We start from the raw sequence: 16,433 nt of genomic DNA on the forward strand, positions 1-16,433 counted from the left end.
CGATCGGCAGGGTGGCCGTACGAGGACGTGACGCGCGAGGGGGACGCCCCCGGGGCCGGTGGCGCCCGGCGGCCCCGCTGCTCGCCGTGCTCCTGACGGCGTCCGCCTGCACGGTCACCGCCGACCCGGACACCACCCTCACCACCGGCGCCCTCGACGCCACCCTGGAACGCCGCGCGGCGGCCGTCCTCGCCCACGATCCGGCGGGCTACGTCGAGGGCCTCGCGCCGGACGCCGCGAAGCTGCGGGCCGCCCAGCGCACCGAGCTGGACCGGCTCGCCGACGTACCCCTGAAGTCCTGGACGTACGACGTCAAGGACATCACCGAGCAGGACGGGCAGTGGGCCACCGCCGAGGTGGAGCTGCGCTACCGGATCGACGGCTACGACACCGCCCCGGTCGTCACCCGCCGCGTCCTGGAGCTGATGCGCGACGGCGACCGCTGGTACATCACCGAGGACCGGCCCGCCAAGGGCGCCTCCGGGCAGCTGTGGCAGCAGGGGGACGTGGAGGTCGTCCGAGGCGCCCACAGCATCGTCCTGGGCGTCGGACGGGGCGAGGAGGAGCTGCGGCAGATCGCCGACACCGTGGACCTCGCCGTACCGGCCGTGTCGGACGCCTGGCCGCGCCCCTGGAACCGGCGGGTGGTGGTCCTCGTCCCGGACTCCGTCGAGTCCATGGCGGGGCTGCTCGGCTCGCCGGAGTCCAGCTACCGGGGCATCGCCGCCGTCACCACCGGCGAGGTCGGCGGCACCGGGGAGCGCCCGGCCATCGCCGACCGGGTGATCGTCAACCCGCAGGCGTACGCCACCCTCGGCAGTTTCGGGCAGCGGATCGTCCTGACCCATGAGACGACCCATGTCGCCACCCGGACCAGCACCTCCACCGCCACCCCCGTCTGGCTCTCCGAGGGGTTCGCCGACTGGACCGCCTACCGGGGCGAGGACCGCGCCGCCGACACGATCGCCCCGGAGCTGGCCGAGGCCGTCCGCAGCGGCCGGACCCCCGCCGGGCTCCCCGCCGACCCGGACTTCGGCTTCGACGGCGACCCGGCGAAGCTCGCGGGGGCCTACGAGGGCGGCTGGCTGGCCTGCGAGCTCATCGCGGAGCGCTGGGGCAAGGAGAAGCTGATCGCCTTCTACGAGACGGTCGGGGCGCACGACGGGCGGAAGGGGGCGGTGGAGCAGGCCCTGAAGGCGGTGCTCGACACCACCCCCGGGCAGTTCACCGCCGACTGGCGCGACTACCTCGCCACCCGGCTCGGCTGACTCTCCACCGCGCCCGGGGCCGCCTCCGTGCCCGGTCTCCCCGGCACCGTCGACCGCCACAGCCGCCGTGCCGCGATCAGCGAGGCCGCCACCAGCAGCCCGTTCCGTACGACCAGGAGCGTCACCCCCCACGCGTCGCTCGCCACCACACGGCCGAAGCCGATCGGGAACTCCAGCAGCGTCACCCCCGCCGCCACCAGCACCAGAACCGCGGGCAGGGTCATCGCCGTCCCCCGGAACACCAGGCACACCGCCGCCAGACCGACCAGCCACACCATGTACTGGGGGCTGATCACCCGGCTGGTCACCGTGAACAGCAGCACCGCCGTGAACGCCGCCTCGGCCGGGGTGCGCACCGCGAAGAGGCGCGCCCGCAGCCGCCACAGCAGCAGCCAGCCCAGCGCCAGGACCGCGAGCCCCAGCGCCAGCGTCGACACCAGCTCCACCCGCGGCCCGACGAACTCCATCGAGCCGTAGCGCAGCTCCACCCGCCCCTCCCAGCCGAACCGCCGCGCGAGGTGGAAGACCAGCGCCCCCAGCGACTCGATCTCGGTGCCCCGGTCCCGCTGGAAGGCCAGGAACGCGAACGCCCCGGGCATCCACAGCGCGAAGGCCGCCGCGAGCCCCGCCGCGCTCAGCGCCGCCGAGGTCCAGGCCGCCCGGGTCGGACGCCCCTTGCGCACCCCCACCAGCAGCAACGCGGGCCACCCCTTGAGCAGCGCCCCGAACGCGGCCAGCGCCCCCAGCGCCCGGGGCCTGCGCACGCCCGCCAGCAGCGCCGCCACCGCGACCGCCGTCACCATCAGGTCGTAGCGGGCGTAGACCGTCGGGCCCAGCAGCGGCACCCCCGCGATCCACACCCAGGCGCCCGCCGCCCGTATGCCCGGCCGCCGGCCCGCGTACAGCAGCAGCCCCAGCACCAGCGCGTCGCAGACCAGCACCAGCACGAAGAACGCGGTCGCGTACTCCCAGAACGGCAGCAGGGCCGGGGAGAGGACCGCCAGGGCGGCCCCGGGCGGGTACTGCCAGGTGACGTCGTCCAGCGGGTACGTGCCGGTCAGCAGCACCTCGTACCAGCCCCGGTAGATCACCGACACGTCCACCGTGACGTCCGGGCCGGGCACGGTGACCACCTTGAACACGCAGGCCAGCAACCCGGCCCGGGTCAGCGCCCACACCGCGTACGGCCACGGTCCGGCGCCGGCCGTTGCTCGTCCCGTCGTCATCGCGGCCCTCGTCGTCGCTCGTCTCCGGTCGGCCCCCCGGCGGCTCATGATGCCGTCGGGAGAGTGCCTCAGCGGTGAAGCGCGGCCGTTCGGTACTGTCGGCGACGATGGACAAGACCTTGATCGTGACCAACGACTTCCCGCCCCGCCCCGGTGGCATCCAGGCGTTCCTGCACAACATGGCGCTGCGCCTGGATCCCGAGAGGGTCGTCGTCTACGCCTCCACCTGGAAGCGCGGCGAGGAGGGCGCGGCGGCCACCGCCGCCTTCGACGCCGAGCAGCCGTTCCCCGTGGTCCGCGACCGGACGACGATGCTCCTGCCGACCCCGCGCGTCACCGGCCGGGCCACCGAACTGCTGCGCGAACACGGCTGCACCTCCGTCTGGTTCGGCGCCGCCGCCCCGCTCGGCCTGATGGCCCCCGCGCTGCGCCGCGCGGGGGCCCGGCGGCTCGTCGCCACCACCCACGGCCACGAGGCCGGCTGGGCGCAGCTGCCCGCCTCCCGACAGTTGCTGCGGCGGATCGGCGAGGGCACCGACACCATCACCTACCTCGGTGAGTACACCCGCTCCCGGATCGCCGGGGCCCTCACCCCCGAGGCCGCCGGGCGCATGGTCCAACTGCCGCCCGGCGTCGACGAGAAGACCTTCCACCCGGCGTCCGGCGGGGACCGGGTCCGGGCCCGCCTCGGACTGTCCGACCGCCCCGTGGTCGTCTGCGTCTCCCGCCTGGTGCCGCGCAAGGGCCAGGACACGCTGATCCTGGCCATGCCCGCGATCCTCGCGCGGATCCCGGACGCGGTGCTGCTGATCGTCGGCGGCGGACCCTACGCCGAGGACCTTCGGCGGCTCGCTGCGGAGACCGGGGTCCAGGACTCGGTGCGCTTCACCGGCCCGGTGCCCTGGGCCGAGCTGCCCGCGCACTACGGGGCCGGGGACGTCTTCGCGATGCCCTGCCGCACCCGGCGGCGGGGGCTCGACGTGGAGGGCCTCGGGATCGTCTACCTGGAGGCGTCCGCGACCGGGCTGCCCGTGGTGGCCGGCGACTCCGGCGGCGCCCCGGACGCGGTGCTCGACGGCGAGACCGGATGGGTGGTGCGCGGCGGCAGCGCCGAGGAGTCGGCGGACCGGATCGTGACGCTGCTCGGCGACCCGGAGCTGCGGCAGCGGATGGGGGAGCGGGGCCGGGCCTGGGTCGAGGAGAAGTGGCGCTGGGACCTGCTGGCCAAGAAGCTCAGAACACTGCTGTGAGCGCGCGGAGGGGCCCGCACCCGATCATCGGGCGCGGGCCCCTCCGTCCACGTGACACCGCCGTGGGCGACGTACCGCTCAGGCGCGGTAGATCGACTCCACCTCGTCCGCGAAGTCCTTCGCCACCACGTTCCGCTTCAGCTTCAGCGACGGCGTGATGTGGCCCGCCTCCTCGGTGAACTGGGCGGGCAGGATGCGGAACTTGCGCACCGACTCGGCCTTGGAGACCGCCGCGTTGCCGTCGTCCACCGCCCGCTGCACCTCGGCCAGCAGCTCCGCGTCCTCGCGCAGCGACAGGGCCGTCGAGCCGGCCGGCTTGCCGTGCTCCTCGGCCCAGCGGCCCAGGAACTCCTCGTCCAGCGTGACCAGCGCGCCGACGAACGGACGGCCGTCGCCGACCACCATGCACTCCGCGACCAGGGCGTGCGCCCGGATCCGGTCCTCGATCACCGCAGGGGCGACGTTCTTGCCGCCCGCCGTCACGATGATCTCCTTCTTGCGGCCGGTGATCGCCAGGTAGCCGTCCTCGTCGAGCGTGCCGATGTCCCCGGTGTGGAACCAGCCGTCGGCCAGCGCCTCGGCCGAGGCCGACTCGTTCTTCCAGTAACCGGTGAACAGGTGCTCGCCGTGCAGCAGCACCTCGCCGTCGTCCGCGATCCGCACGACCGAGCCGGGCAGCGGCTGGCCGACCGTACCGATCTTCGGCCGGTCCCACGGGTTGAACGCGGTCGCCGCGCAGGTCTCGGTCAGGCCGTAGCCCTCCAGGACCGTGAAGCCGATGCCCCGGTAGAAGTGGCCGAGCCGCTCGCCCAGCGGCGCGCCGCCCGAGATCGCGTACTCGCCCCGGCCGCCGAGGACGGCGCGGAGCTTGCCGAAGACCAGCTTGTCGAACAGCTTGTGCTTGAGCTTCAGCCCCAGGGCCGGGCCCTGCGGGGTGCTCAGCGCCCGGCTGTAGGCGATGGCCGTGTCGGCCGCCCGGTCGAAGATCTTGCCCTTGCCGTCCGCCTGCGCCTTGGCGCGGGCCGCGTTGTAGACCTTCTCGAAGACCCGGGGCACGCCCAGGATCAGCGTCGGCCGGAACGAGGCCAGCTCGTCCGTGAGGTTCTTGATGTCCGGCACGCAGCCGAGCCTGATCGGGGCCATCACCGCGGCCACCTCGACCAGCCGGCCGAAGACGTGCGCGGCGGGCAGGAACAGCAGCACCGAGCACTCGCCCGTGCGGAAGAGGGGCTTCAGCCGCTCCACCACGTTGCCGCACTCCGCGAAGAAGCTGCGGTGGGTGAGCACACAGCCCTTGGGGCGGCCCGTGGTGCCCGAGGTGTAGACGATCGTCGCCGGGTCGTCGGCCTTGGCGCTGCGGGTGCGCAGGTCCATGGTCTCCTCCGAGACCTCGGCCCCCGCCCTGCCCAGCGCGTCCACCGCGCCCGCGTCGATCTGCCAGACGTGCTCCAGCTCCGGCAGCGCGTCCCGCACGGAGGCCACGGAGGCGGCGTGCGCGTCGCTCTCCACGAGGACCGCCACCGCACCGGAGTCGCCGAGGATCCACTGCACCTGCTCGGCGGAGCTGGTCTCGTACACCGGTACGGTCACCGCACCCGCGCTCCAGATCGCGAAGTCCAGCAGCACCCACTCGAAACGGGTGCGCGACATCAGGGCGACCCGGTCGCCGGGCTGCACGCCCGAGGCGATCAGGCCCTTGGCGGCGGCTCTCACCTCGGCCAGGAACTGCGTGGCGCTGACGTCCGTCCAGACGCCGGCCACCTTGCGGCTCATCACCGCGACGTCGGGATGCTGAGCGGCATTGCGGCGGATGAGATCCGTCAGGTTGCCGTCCGTCGGGACCTCGTACAGGGCCGGAAGGCTGAACTCGCGCAAGACTGCTGCTCCTCATCGGGCTCCGGTGCCACGGCTCTGTGTGACGCACCGGCTGCGGTCCAAGATTGGCAGGTGCTCAGTGGGGTGAGCACGACTGGACTGCCCGGACGTTACCCACCGGTACTCGGTTCCGGATAGGGGGTTCCGGCCAGATGTCTTATGCATCACACATATAAATGGCCCTTTCGCGCACAGTAGTCCACCGCCGTCCCGACGTGGAAGTAACCGCAGGTCCGGACGGTCTACCAGCGGCGGAGGCGGCCCCCTAGGGTGATCCCATGCGAGGCAGCGAACCGGACAGCCGGCGCCGGGCCGGGCGAGCGAACCGGATCCACGTGGTCAGCGACGTACACGGGAATACCGAGGCGCTGGCCCGCGCCGGGGACGGCGCGGACGCCCTGATCTGCCTCGGTGACCTGGTGCTTTTCCTCGACTACGCCGACCACTCGCGCGGCATCTTCCCCGACCTGTTCGGCAGGGAGAACGCCGACCGCATCGTCGCCCTGCGCACCGCCCGCCGCTACGACGAGGCCCGCGCCTTCGGCCGCGAGCTGTGGGCCGGCCGCGACCGCAACACCGAGATCCTCGGCGCGGTGCGCAAGCAGTACGCCGAACTCTTCGCGGCCTTCCCCACACCGACGTACGCCACCTACGGCAACGTCGACGTCCCCGACCTCTGGCCCGAGTACGCCCGCCCCGGCACCACCGTGCTCGACGGCGAACGCGCCGAGATCGGCGGCCGGGTCTTCGGCTTCGTCGGCGGCGGCCTCAGGACCCCGATGAACACCCCGTACGAGATCGGCGACGAGGAGTACGCCGCCAAGGTCGAGGCGCTCGGCGAGGTCGACGTCCTCTGCTCCCACATCCCGCCCGAGGTCCCCGAGCTGACGTACGACACCGTCGCCCGCCGCTTCGAACGGGGCAGCACCGCCCTGCTGGAGGCGATCCGCGCCACCCGCCCCCGGTACGCGCTTTTCGGCCATGTTCACCAGCCGTTGGTCCGCCGGATGCGCATCGGGACCACCGAGTGCGTCAACGTCGGCCACTTCGCCTCGACCGGAACACCCTGGGCGCTCAGCTGGTGACCGCGGGCCGCCGGGCCGTGGACCGGAGCGCCCCGGGCACGCGATAGCCTGCACAGCGGCAGGCTCCTGCCGAACGCGACCGGTAACACCGCACTGGAGGGCCACGGCGATGGCTGAACACACCAGCTCGAGCATCACGATCGAGGCGGCGCCGGCCGACGTCATGAGCGTGATCGCCGACTTCGCCCGCTACCCGGAGTGGACCGGCGAGGTCAAGGAGGCCGAAGTCCTCTCCACCGACGACCGGGGCCGCGCCGAGCAGGTCCGCCTCGTCCTGGACGCCGGAGCGATCAAGGACGACCACGTCCTCGCCTACACCTGGAACGGCGAGAACGAGGTCAGCTGGAGCCTGGTCAAGTCCCAGATGCTGCGTTCCCTGGACGGCACCTACGCGCTGGCCCCGCTCGGCGGCGGCGAGCGCACCGAGGTCACCTACCGGCTCGCCGTCGACGTCAAGATCCCGCTGCTCGGCATGATCAAGCGCAAGGCCGAGAAGGTCATCATCGACCGCGCCCTCGCCGGCCTGAAGAAGCGCGTCGAGTCCGCACCGGGGAACTGAGGGCCGTGCGCACGGTCCTGGTCACCGGCCCCGGCGGCGCGGGCCGCACCACCGCCGCCGCGGCCACCGCCCTGGCCGCGGCGGCGAGCGGCCACCGCACCCTGCTGGTCTCCGCCGAGGCCGTGCCCGGCTTCCCGGCAGCCCCGGAGCCGACCCGGGCCGCCGACGGCCTCGACCACGCACGCATCGACTCCGGCGAGCACTTCCGCGCCGAACTCACCGAGCTCCAGAACCGCGCCTCCGGAGTCCTGGACCTGCTCGGCGCCGGCCGCCTCGACGGCGAGGAGCTCACCGAACTCCCCGGCTCCCCGCAGCTCGCCCTGCTGCACACCCTGCGCCGGGCCGCCGAGGGCGACTGGTCCGGCTACGACACCCTCGTCGTCGACCTCCCGCCGCTCGCCGAAGCCCTGGCCCTGCTCGCCCTGCCGGAACAGCTGCGCCGCTACCTGCGCCGGCTGCTCCCCGCCGAACGCCAGGCCGCCCGCGCCCTGCGCCCGGTCCTCGCCCAGCTCGCCGGGGTCCCGATGCCCGCGCAGTGGCTCTACGAGGCCGCCGCCCGCAAGGACGCCGAGCTGGCCGCCGTCCAGGCCCTGATCGAGGACGGGGCCACCACGCTCCGCCTGGTCGCCGAGCCGGGCCCGGCCGGCGAGGACGCCCTGCGCACCGCACGCACCGGCCTCGCCCTGCACGGACTGAGCGCCGACCTGCTCGTCGCCTCCCGGGTCCTGCCCCGGCACTCGCCCGACCCCTGGTTCGCCGCGCTCGCCGCCCAGCAGGAGAAGTGCCTGGACCACTGGCACCAGGACCTGGCCCCGGACCTCCCCGTGCACGAGGCCGCCCACCTGGGCCGCGACCCGCAGGGCCCGGACGACCTGGCCGCGCTGGAGATACCCGCCCCCGACACCCGGACGCCCGGCCGGGCCGGGGACCCCTGGTGGATCGAGGAGGACCCGGACGCCGAGGACGGGGCCCGCACCCTCACCTGGTGCCTGCCGCTGCCCGGGGCCGTCAAGAAGGACCTGCGCCTGGTCCGCCGGGGCGACGAACTCCTCCTGACCGTCGGCCCGTTCCACCGGATCGTGACGATCGCCTCCGCACTGCGCCGCTGCTCCGTCTCCGGCGCGGCCCTGGCCGACGGGGTGCTGCGGGTGCGGTTCACGCCGGATCCCGCCCTGTGGCCGCGCACCTCCTGAACGGCCTGCGGCCATTCGGGTAACGTCGGTGGTACGTGTACCGCAGGCCGACCGTCGGCCGCCCCGCGTCGCAGGAGTCCGCCATGAGTGAAGCCACCGATCGTCCCGTCGACGGCGACGCGTGGGCCGACGCCTGCGCCGAGGACCTCGCGGCCGAGAAGGCCCGCCGCCGGGCCCAGTACGGCCCCCGGCCCGGATCCGCCGCCGAGGAACTGCGCAAGCTGGTCGACGCGGTCGCCGACAAGGTCTCCACGCTCCAGACCCCCCTGCTGGGCGCCGCCGCCCAGGGCGCGGTCCAGCAGGCCGTCCGGCAGGCGAAGGCCGCGGTCGAACCGGTCATCGAACGCAACCCGCAGTTCTTCGACCACCTCGCCGCCGCGGGCAGCGAACTGCTGGCCGCCTACCGCTCCGCGGTCGAGGGCCAGGAGAGCCGCTGGACCCGCACCACCGAGGGAGCCTCGGGCGGCGCCCGTCCCGCCGACCCCGCCGAGAAGGTCGCGGACGACCCGACCGACCCCCGGGACGAGGGCCCCTCCGGCACCGAACGCATCGACCTGGACTGACCGGACGACCGGCCCCGGCCGACCGGACACATCGGCCGGGACCGACCGGCCCCGGCCGGGCAGGGCCCCGCCTCGGGTACGGTTGCCCCTAGCGGGGCTCGACCGGAACTGAGGGATTCATGGGACTCACCATCGGCGTCGATATCGGCGGCACGAAGATCGCGGCTGGAGTGGTCGACGAAGAGGGCCGGATCCTCTCGACGTTCAAGGTGGCGACTCCGCCGACGGCCGAAGGCATCGTCGACGCGATCTGCGCGGCGGTCGCCGGGGCGAGCGAGGGTCACGACGTGGAGGCCGTCGGCATCGGCGCCGCCGGTTACGTCGACGACAAGCGCGCCACCGTCCTCTTCGCACCGAACATCGACTGGCGCCACGAGCCGCTCAAGGACAAGGTCGAGCAGCGCGTCGGCCTGCCCGTCGTCGTCGAGAACGACGCCAACGCCGCGGCCTGGGGCGAATACCGCTTCGGGGCCGGCCAGGGCCACGACGACGTCATCTGCATCACGCTCGGCACCGGCCTCGGCGGCGGCATCATCATCGGCAACAAGCTGCGCCGCGGACGCTTCGGCGTGGCCGCCGAGTTCGGCCACATCCGGGTCGTCCCGGACGGTCTGCTCTGCGGCTGCGGCAGCCAGGGCTGCTGGGAGCAGTACGCCTCCGGCCGCGCGCTCGTCCGGTACGCCAAGCAGCGCGCCAACGCCACCCCCGAGAACGCCGCCGTCCTGCTCGGTCTCGGCGACGGCTCGGTGGACGGCATCGAGGGCAAGCACATCAGCGAGGCCGCCCGCCAGGGCGACCCGGTGGCCGTCGACTCGTTCCGCGAGCTGGCCCGCTGGGCCGGCGCCGGACTGGCGGACCTCGCCTCGCTGTTCGACCCGTCCGCGTTCATCGTCGGCGGTGGCGTGTCGGACGAGGGCGAGCTCGTCCTCGACCCGATCCGCAAGTCGTTCCGACGCTGGCTGATCGGCGGCGAATGGCGCCCGCACGCCCAGGTGCTCGCCGCCCAACTCGGCGGCAAGGCCGGGCTCGTGGGCGCGGCCGACCTGGCCCGCCAGGGCTGACCGCCCCTTCCGTACGACGCACGGACGCCCGCCGCCGCCCTCCGGGGCGGCGGCGGGCGTCCGTCGTATCGTGGCCCGCATGGTCCTGACGCCCCTGCCCGTCTCCCGTACCGAGCCGGACGGTTCAGCCGTCATCAGAGTGCTGAGCTACAACGTCCGGTCGCTGCGCGACGACACCGCCGCGCTGGCCCGCGTCATCCACGCCTGCGCGCCCGACCTGGTCCTCGTCCAGGAGGCCCCGCGCTTCTTCCGCTGGCGCAAGGCCGCCGCCCGGCTCGCCAAGGCCAGTGGCCTGGTGGTGCTGAGCGGCGGGGCCACCGCCGCCGGACCGCTGCTGCTCTGCTCGCTGCGGGTGACCGTCGAACGCACCGAGGACGTCCTGCTGCCGCTCACCCCCGGCCTGCACCGCAGGGGCTTCGCCACCGCCGTGGTGCGGATCGCCGGGGCCCGGCTCGGGGTGCTGAGCTGCCATCTGAGCCTCCAGCGCGACGAACGCCTCGCCCAGGCCGGTCTGTTGCTGGAACGGCTGGCGTCGATGGGCGTGGAGCACGCCGTGGCGGGCGGCGACCTCAACGACGTACCGACCGGGAAGGCGTTCCGGCACCTGGCCGGACCCCTTCAGGACTGCCGGGCCGTCGCTCCGTGGGGCGGCGACCTGACGTTCCCGCAGGACGGACCCCGCAAGCGCATCGACGCCGTCTTCGCGACCCCGGGCATCGAGGTGCTCGGCTGCGGTGTGCCGAGCGGGCTGGACGGCGTGGGCGAGGACGACCTGAGGGCGGCCACGGACCATCTGCCGGTCCTGGCCGCCCTCAGGGTGCCCGAGGATCACACGACCGCGCCGCGCCCCGGGTCGCCGTAGGTGTCGTCATCGTCGTCGTGCGGCATCCGGGCCACCAGGGTGGCGAAGCCGCCGAGGAAGCCGCCGATGCAGAGCGTGGTGAGCCACCACGTCATCTCCCAGCGGAGCAGCACCGCGACGAGCATCAGGACCGGCCCGCCGATCACCGCGAGCCAGGCGAACTTCGCCGTGACGTCGGCCTCCGGCAGCGGCGGCGGCTCCGGGGGCACGAAGTGGCCCTCCTCCCCGTCGTCCGGCTCGCCGACGCCGTCGTCCTTGGACTCGGGCAGCTCGTAGTCGCGGGGGCCGGCGACACCGGGCGCGAAGACCACGGAGCTGCCGAGCGGCTTCTTCTCCGGCGGCTTCGGAGGCGTCTTGCCCGAGCCCTTGTCCGCCGGATCACCGGTGGAGCCGTCCTGCGGCCCCACCACATTGCGCTGGTCGTCCTCCAGCAGCGCCAGGTCCTCGACGGACTTGAACGGCTTGGCGCCCGGCGGGTCCGGCGGCTCCTCCCCGTACCCCGCGACGATGGCGGCCCACGCCGCGTCCTCGTCGATCGCCCTCTCCTGCTCCGCTCCCTCGGCCCCCGCCGGCTTCGTCCCCTCCGGGACGGCCGCGGGCTCCGTGGGGCGCGGCTCGCGCTCCTCGTCGCTTCCTGTGCGTTCCGCGTCGTGCTCAGCCACCGGACGTGCTCCCCTTCATCCCGACGCTCGGTGCGAGACGGCCGATGAACCGGTAGCTCTCATCGAAGATCCGCTCCGCATCATGGTCCAACGTCGCCACGTGGTAGCTCTGTTCCAACAGGATCTCCGAGACGTCCGTGGAGGAGATCCGGCTCAGGATCCGGGCGCTGTCCGCGGGCGGCACGACATGGTCCTGCGGGCTGTGCAGCAGGACCACCGGCTGGGTCACCTGGGGCAGCTCCCCGTCGACCAGCCGGAAGAACCTCCGCACCGAGTGCGCGGCGTGCAGCGGCACCCTGTCGTAGCCCACCTCGTGCGAGCCCGGGAGCGCGATGTCGTCGGCCAGACCCTTCGTCGTCCGCACCAGATGACGGGCCACCGGCAGCGCGTACGCCGAGAGGCCGTGCACCTTGTTGGCCGGGTTGACCAGCACCAGACCGCTGATCGCCTCCCCGTGCTTGGCCGCGAGCCGCAGGGACAGGGCGCCGCCCATGGAGAGTCCGAAGACGAAGACGCGCTCGCACGTCTCCCGGAGGACCCGCAGCTCCCGGTCCACCTCCGCGTACCAGTCCTGCCAGCCGGTGACCGCCATGTCCTCCCAGCGGGTCCCGTGGCCCGGCAGCAGCGGCAGCGAGACCGTCAGCCCGCGCTCGGCGAGATAGTCCGCCCAGGGGCGCAGCGACTGCGGGGATCCGGTGAAGCCATGACAGAGGAGGACGCCGACCTCTCCGCCCTCGTGGCGGAACGGCTCGGCTCCAGGGAGGACCGGCACCAGGGTCTCCTGTTCGTCGGACGGGGCGGACGGGCACCTGGGGGAGTGCTTGACGGATGACTTCACCGTACGCGACCGGACCGACACCGACCAGGGCCGTCACGGCCCCCGGGGCCGCCCCGCGCGGCCCGCCCGGGCGGCCGTTCCGCCCCCGCCGGGCAGGGGCGGGGCCCACCGCACAGGTTAAGGTCTCCACGACAGCACACAGGAGGCACAAGAGTTGATCTACGGCGCAATGAAGTTCTCCATCGGCGGGTCCCTGAAGCTCGCCTTCCGGCCGTGGGTGGAGGGCCTGGAGAACATCCCCGAGCGCGGTCCGGCGATCCTCGCGAGCAACCACCTGTCGTTCTCCGACTCGTTCTTCCTCCCGGCCGTCCTGGACCGCAAGGTCACGTTCATCGCCAAGGCCGAGTACTTCACCGCCCCCGGGGTCAAGGGCAAGCTCACCGCCGCCTTCTTCAAGGGCGTCGGCCAGCTCCCCGTCGACCGCTCCGGAGCGCGCGGCGCGGGCGAGGCGGCGATCAGGGCGGGCATCCAGGTCGTCGAGAGCGGCGGCCTCTTCGGCATCTACCCCGAAGGCACCCGCTCGCCCGACGGCCGCCTCTACCGGGGCAAGCCCGGCGGCCTGGCCCGGGTCGCGCTGGCCACCGGAGCGCCCGTGATCCCGGTCGCCATGATCGACACCGAGAAGATCCAGCCGCCCGGCAAGGTGGTGCCCAAGCTGATGCGGCCGGGCATCCGGATCGGCAGGCCGCTGGACTTCAGCCGCTACCAGGGCATGGACGGCGACCGCTTCATCCTGCGCTCGGTGACCGACGAGGTCATGTACGAGATCATGAAGCTCTCCGGCCAGGAGTACGTGGACGTCTACGCCACCGCCGCCAAGCGCCAGATCGCCGACGAGGCGAAGGCCAGGGCCGAAGAGGCCAAGCGCGACCGGAAGCAGGCCGCCGCGAGCGACGAGAACGGAACGGAACGGTCCGGCGCGTAACCGCGTCGTTCACCGTCCGGGGGGTGGGGGGCCATGGCCAGGCGTGAGCGGGTCGTACGGATGTCGGTCGAGCTGCCGCTGTGGCGCGCGCTGACCGGCTACCGCGTCCTGACGATGATCTACGCGGTGCTGCTCGCGATCTTCGGCAAGGACAACCACGGCCAGCAGAGGTTCGAGCGGCCCTGGGTGGCCGTGGCGTATCTGGCCTTCCTCTGCGTCTGGACGCTCGCCACCCTCCCCAAGGTCCGCTCGGCGGCGAACTGCACCAAACGCTTCCTCGTCGCGGACCTGGTCGTCGCGCTGACCGGCATCCTGCTCACCCCGCTCGCCGACGTCGACTCCCAGTCGTTCGACGGCCCGACCCTGCCGTCGATCTGGACGGCCGGCGCGGTCCTCGCCTTCGCCATCAAGGGCGGCTGGCGGTGGGCGGCCTTCGCCTCCACGTTCGTCGCCGCCGCCAACATCATCCAGCGCGGCGAGCCCAGCCGGGACACCTACCACAACGTCCTGCTGGTCTGGGTCGCCTCCATCGCCATCGGATACGTCGTCGAGGTCGCCCGCGCCAGTGAACGCACCCTGGCCCGCGCCCTGGAGATCGAGGCCGCCACCCGCGAACGCGAACGGCTCGCCCGCGACATCCACGACAGCGTGCTCCAGGTCCTCGCCATGGTCCAGCGCCGGGGCACGGCCATCGGCGGCGAGGCGGCCGAGCTGGGCCGGCTCGCCGGGGAGCAGGAGGTCGCCCTGCGCACCCTGGTCTCCAGCGGACTGGTCCCCCCGACCCGGGTCTCCGAGGACGCCGCCGACGGAGCCGTGGTCCGCACGGTCGATGTGGACGACGACGAGGGCCCCGTCGACGGGGGCGACTGCGACCTGCGCACCCTCCTCGCCCCGCACGCCGGATCCCGTACGAGCTTCGCGGAGCCGGGCGCCCCGGTGCTGCTCCCCGCCGCCGCGGCCCGGGAGCTGGCCGCGGCCGTCAGCGCCGCCCTGGACAACGTACGGGTGCACGCGGGAGCCGACGCCCAGGCGTGGATCCTGGTCGAGGACGAACCGGACGAGGTGATCGTCACCGTCCGGGACGACGGCCCCGGCATCCCGGAGGGGCGGCTCGCCCAGGCGGAGGGGGAGGGGCGGCTCGGGGTCGCGCTGTCCATCCGGGGCAGGCTGCGCGACCTGGGCGGCACGGCAGAGCTGATCTCGGTGCCCGGACAGGGCTGCGAGGTCGAGTTGAAGGTTCCCAGAGCACCGAAGGTTTCCCGGGGGAAGGCAGGATCGGCCCGATGAGCACCCAGAACACACCGCAGGACGAGCAGGGGGCCGCGGACCGGCCCATCAGGGTCATGGTCGTCGACGACCACCCCATGTGGCGCGACGCGGTCGCCCGCGATCTGACCGAATCCGGGTTCGACGTCGTCGCGACCGCCGGGGACGGCCCGCAGGCGGTCCGCCGGGCCGGGGCCGTGAGCCCGGACGTCCTGGTCCTCGACCTGAACCTCCCCGGCATGCCCGGCGTCCAGGTCTGCAAGGAGCTCGTCGGCTCCCACCCGGGCCTGCGGGTCCTGGTCCTGTCCGCGAGCGGCGAGCACGCCGACGTCCTGGAAGCGGTGAAGTCCGGGGCCACCGGCTACCTGCTGAAGTCCGCCTCCACCCAGGAGCTGACCGACGCCGTCCGCTCCACCGCGGCCGGCGACCCGGTCTTCACCCCGGGCCTGGCGGGCCTGGTCCTCGGCGAGTACCGCCGGCTCGCCTCCGACCCCGCACCCGTGGCGTCGAACGAGCCCAAGGCCCCGCAGCTCACCGACCGGGAGACCGAGGTGCTGCGGCTGGTCGCCAAGGGACTCTCGTACAAGCAGATCGCCGAACGCCTGGTCATCTCGCACCGCACCGTGCAGAACCACGTGCAGAACACCCTCGGCAAGCTCCAGCTGCACAACCGGGTGGAGCTCGTGCGGTACGCCATCGAGCGCGGCCTCGACGACGTCTGACCGGCGGGTCCGCGGGCGGAGCCGTATATTCGCGTTGTCCGGTTCCGCCCGCGGAAACAGATCGGGAGTGCCCGTGGAAATCCTGGCCTTCGGTGTGCAGTCCGACGAGAAGCCCCTGATCGAGAAGGCCTTCGAGGGGCTGCACGAGGTCCGCTGTCTGGACGTCTTCCTGAACCGGGACACCGCCCCCATCGCGGCCGGCTACGAGATCGTGTCCACGAGCGTCAACGCCGACCTCGGCGCCCAGGTGCTCCAGACGCTCGCCGCCGGCGGCACGCAGCTGATCGCCCAGCGCTCCACCGGCTTCAACAACATCGACCTGGAGGTCGCCGAGCGCCTGGCCCTGCGCGTCGCCCGGGTCTCCTACTACTCCCCGTACTCGGTCGCCGAATTCGCCTGGACGCTCGCCATGGCCGCCAACCGGCGCATCATCCGCGCCGCGAGCCGCACCCGCGACTTCGACTTCCGCCTCGACGGACTGCTCGGCCGGGACATGCGCGGCCGGACCGTCGGGGTGCTCGGCACCGGCAAGATCGGCGAGGCGTTCACCCGGATCGCCCACGGCTTCGGCATGAAGCTGCTCGGCTGGGACGTGGCGGAGAACCCGGCCTGCGTCGAGCTGGGCATGGAGTACGTCGACAAGGAGCGGCTGTTCGCCGAGGCCGACCTGATCAGCCTGCACGTGCCGCTGCTGCCCTCCACCCACCACATCATCGACGAGGCCGCCCTCAAGGCCATGAAGGACGACGCGATCCTCGTCAACTCCAGCCGCGGCGGCCTCATCGACACCGCCGCCCTGGTCACCGAACTGCGCGCGGGCCGCTTCCTCGGCGTCGGACTCGACGTGTACGAGGCGGAGGCCGGGCTGTTCTTCCTCGACAAGTCCCTGGAGGGCGTCGACGACGACACCCTCGCCCGGCTGGTGACCTTCCCCAACGTCATCGTCACCTCCCACCAGGCGTACTACACCGAGGACGCGGTGGGCCAGATCATCGACGCGACCGTCAAGAACGTCACCGACTACCTGGCCCGCCGCCACAGCGAGAACGTCCTCGTGCCGAGGGCGTGACGCCGGCCC

Annotated in this window: 16 protein-coding genes; 12 read left to right on the forward strand and 4 right to left on the reverse strand. The window is 73.2% G+C overall.

The features are described 5' to 3' along the window. Window positions 1-11 precede the first annotated feature (11 nt). Entirely contained in the window at window positions 12-1,268 is a 1,257-nt protein-coding gene (locus DTB53_RS23665) for a hypothetical protein (RefSeq protein WP_106431721.1), read from the forward strand. Here DTB53_RS23665 and DTB53_RS23670 read toward each other — a convergent pair. Further along, window positions 1,244-2,494 (reverse strand): glycosyltransferase 87 family protein, encoded by a 1,251-nt coding sequence (locus DTB53_RS23670; protein ID WP_012381274.1) that lies wholly within the window; start codon window positions 2,492-2,494, stop codon window positions 1,244-1,246. The genes DTB53_RS23665 and DTB53_RS23670 overlap by 25 nt on opposite strands. A 107-nt stretch (window positions 2,495-2,601) precedes the next feature. On the opposite strand from DTB53_RS23670, the gene DTB53_RS23675 reads away from it, so the two are divergent. Next, the gene (locus DTB53_RS23675) at window positions 2,602-3,744 is read left to right on the forward strand and encodes a glycosyltransferase family 4 protein (RefSeq protein WP_012381275.1); all 1,143 of its coding nucleotides are present in this window, start codon (window positions 2,602-2,604) and stop codon (window positions 3,742-3,744) included. A 78-nt stretch (window positions 3,745-3,822) separates the two neighbouring features. Here DTB53_RS23675 and DTB53_RS23680 read toward each other — a convergent pair whose 3' ends face one another. Beyond that, window positions 3,823-5,619, reverse strand: a complete 1,797-nt coding sequence (locus DTB53_RS23680; RefSeq protein WP_012381276.1) for an AMP-dependent synthetase/ligase — start codon at window positions 5,617-5,619, stop codon at window positions 3,823-3,825. Between the two features lie 278 nt (window positions 5,620-5,897). On the opposite strand from DTB53_RS23680, the gene DTB53_RS23685 reads away from it, so the two are divergent. The 6 genes from DTB53_RS23685 (at window position 5,898) to DTB53_RS23710 (ending at window position 10,942) form a co-directional block, all read left to right on the forward strand. Continuing rightward, on the forward strand, window positions 5,898-6,704 hold the full coding sequence (locus tag DTB53_RS23685) for a metallophosphoesterase family protein (protein WP_003969651.1): 807 nt from the start codon (window positions 5,898-5,900) through the stop codon (window positions 6,702-6,704). 109 nt (window positions 6,705-6,813) lie between these two features. Further along, complete coding sequence (locus tag DTB53_RS23690) at window positions 6,814-7,263, forward strand: SRPBCC family protein (RefSeq protein WP_003969652.1); 450 nt, start codon at window positions 6,814-6,816, stop codon at window positions 7,261-7,263. A 5-nt stretch (window positions 7,264-7,268) separates the two neighbouring features. Next, complete coding sequence (locus DTB53_RS23695) at window positions 7,269-8,456, forward strand: ArsA family ATPase (RefSeq protein WP_012381278.1); 1,188 nt, start codon at window positions 7,269-7,271, stop codon at window positions 8,454-8,456. 83 nt (window positions 8,457-8,539) lie between these two features. Then, window positions 8,540-9,019 carry a DUF5304 domain-containing protein gene (locus tag DTB53_RS23700; RefSeq protein WP_003969654.1) on the forward strand — a complete coding sequence of 160 codons (480 nt, stop codon included), beginning with the start codon at window positions 8,540-8,542 and terminating at the stop codon, window positions 9,017-9,019. 119 nt (window positions 9,020-9,138) lie between these two features. After that, window positions 9,139-10,080: an ROK family glucokinase gene (locus DTB53_RS23705; protein WP_003969655.1), complete on the forward strand. Its 942-nt coding sequence runs from the start codon at window positions 9,139-9,141 to the stop codon at window positions 10,078-10,080. Window positions 10,081-10,159: 79 nt separating this feature from the next. Next, window positions 10,160-10,942, forward strand: a complete 783-nt coding sequence (locus tag DTB53_RS23710; protein WP_032773631.1) for an endonuclease/exonuclease/phosphatase family protein — start codon at window positions 10,160-10,162, stop codon at window positions 10,940-10,942. Here DTB53_RS23710 and DTB53_RS23715 read toward each other — a convergent pair. Further along, complete coding sequence (locus tag DTB53_RS23715; RefSeq protein ID WP_003969657.1) at window positions 10,909-11,604, reverse strand: hypothetical protein; 696 nt, start codon at window positions 11,602-11,604, stop codon at window positions 10,909-10,911. The two genes, DTB53_RS23710 and DTB53_RS23715, sit on opposite strands and share 34 nt — an antisense overlap. Beyond that, window positions 11,597-12,376 (reverse strand): alpha/beta hydrolase, encoded by a 780-nt coding sequence (locus tag DTB53_RS23720; RefSeq protein ID WP_003969658.1) that lies wholly within the window; start codon window positions 12,374-12,376, stop codon window positions 11,597-11,599. The genes DTB53_RS23715 and DTB53_RS23720 overlap by 8 nt, the downstream gene beginning before the upstream one ends. Window positions 12,377-12,611: 235 nt before the next feature. Between DTB53_RS23720 and DTB53_RS23725 the strand changes: the two genes are divergently transcribed. From DTB53_RS23725 to DTB53_RS23740, 4 genes are all read left to right on the forward strand, one after another. Further along, complete coding sequence (locus DTB53_RS23725; RefSeq protein WP_172595289.1) at window positions 12,612-13,367, forward strand: lysophospholipid acyltransferase family protein; 756 nt, start codon at window positions 12,612-12,614, stop codon at window positions 13,365-13,367. 33 nt (window positions 13,368-13,400) lie between these two features. Continuing rightward, on the forward strand, window positions 13,401-14,654 hold the full coding sequence (macS, locus tag DTB53_RS23730; protein WP_012381281.1) for a MacS family sensor histidine kinase: 1,254 nt from the start codon (window positions 13,401-13,403) through the stop codon (window positions 14,652-14,654). Next, on the forward strand, window positions 14,651-15,355 hold the full coding sequence (locus tag DTB53_RS23735) for a response regulator (protein WP_003969661.1): 705 nt from the start codon (window positions 14,651-14,653) through the stop codon (window positions 15,353-15,355). Before macS ends, DTB53_RS23735 begins: the two co-directional genes overlap by 4 nt. Window positions 15,356-15,428: 73 nt before the next feature. Further along, a complete protein-coding gene (locus DTB53_RS23740) occupies window positions 15,429-16,424 on the forward strand; it encodes a 2-hydroxyacid dehydrogenase (RefSeq protein ID WP_012381282.1) in 996 nt (331 codons plus the stop codon). Window positions 16,425-16,433 lie beyond the last annotated feature (9 nt).

The sequence above is a fragment of the Streptomyces griseus genome (assembly GCF_900460065.1).
In the GTDB taxonomy this organism is placed as follows: Bacteria; Actinomycetota; Actinomycetes; order Streptomycetales; family Streptomycetaceae; genus Streptomyces; species Streptomyces griseus.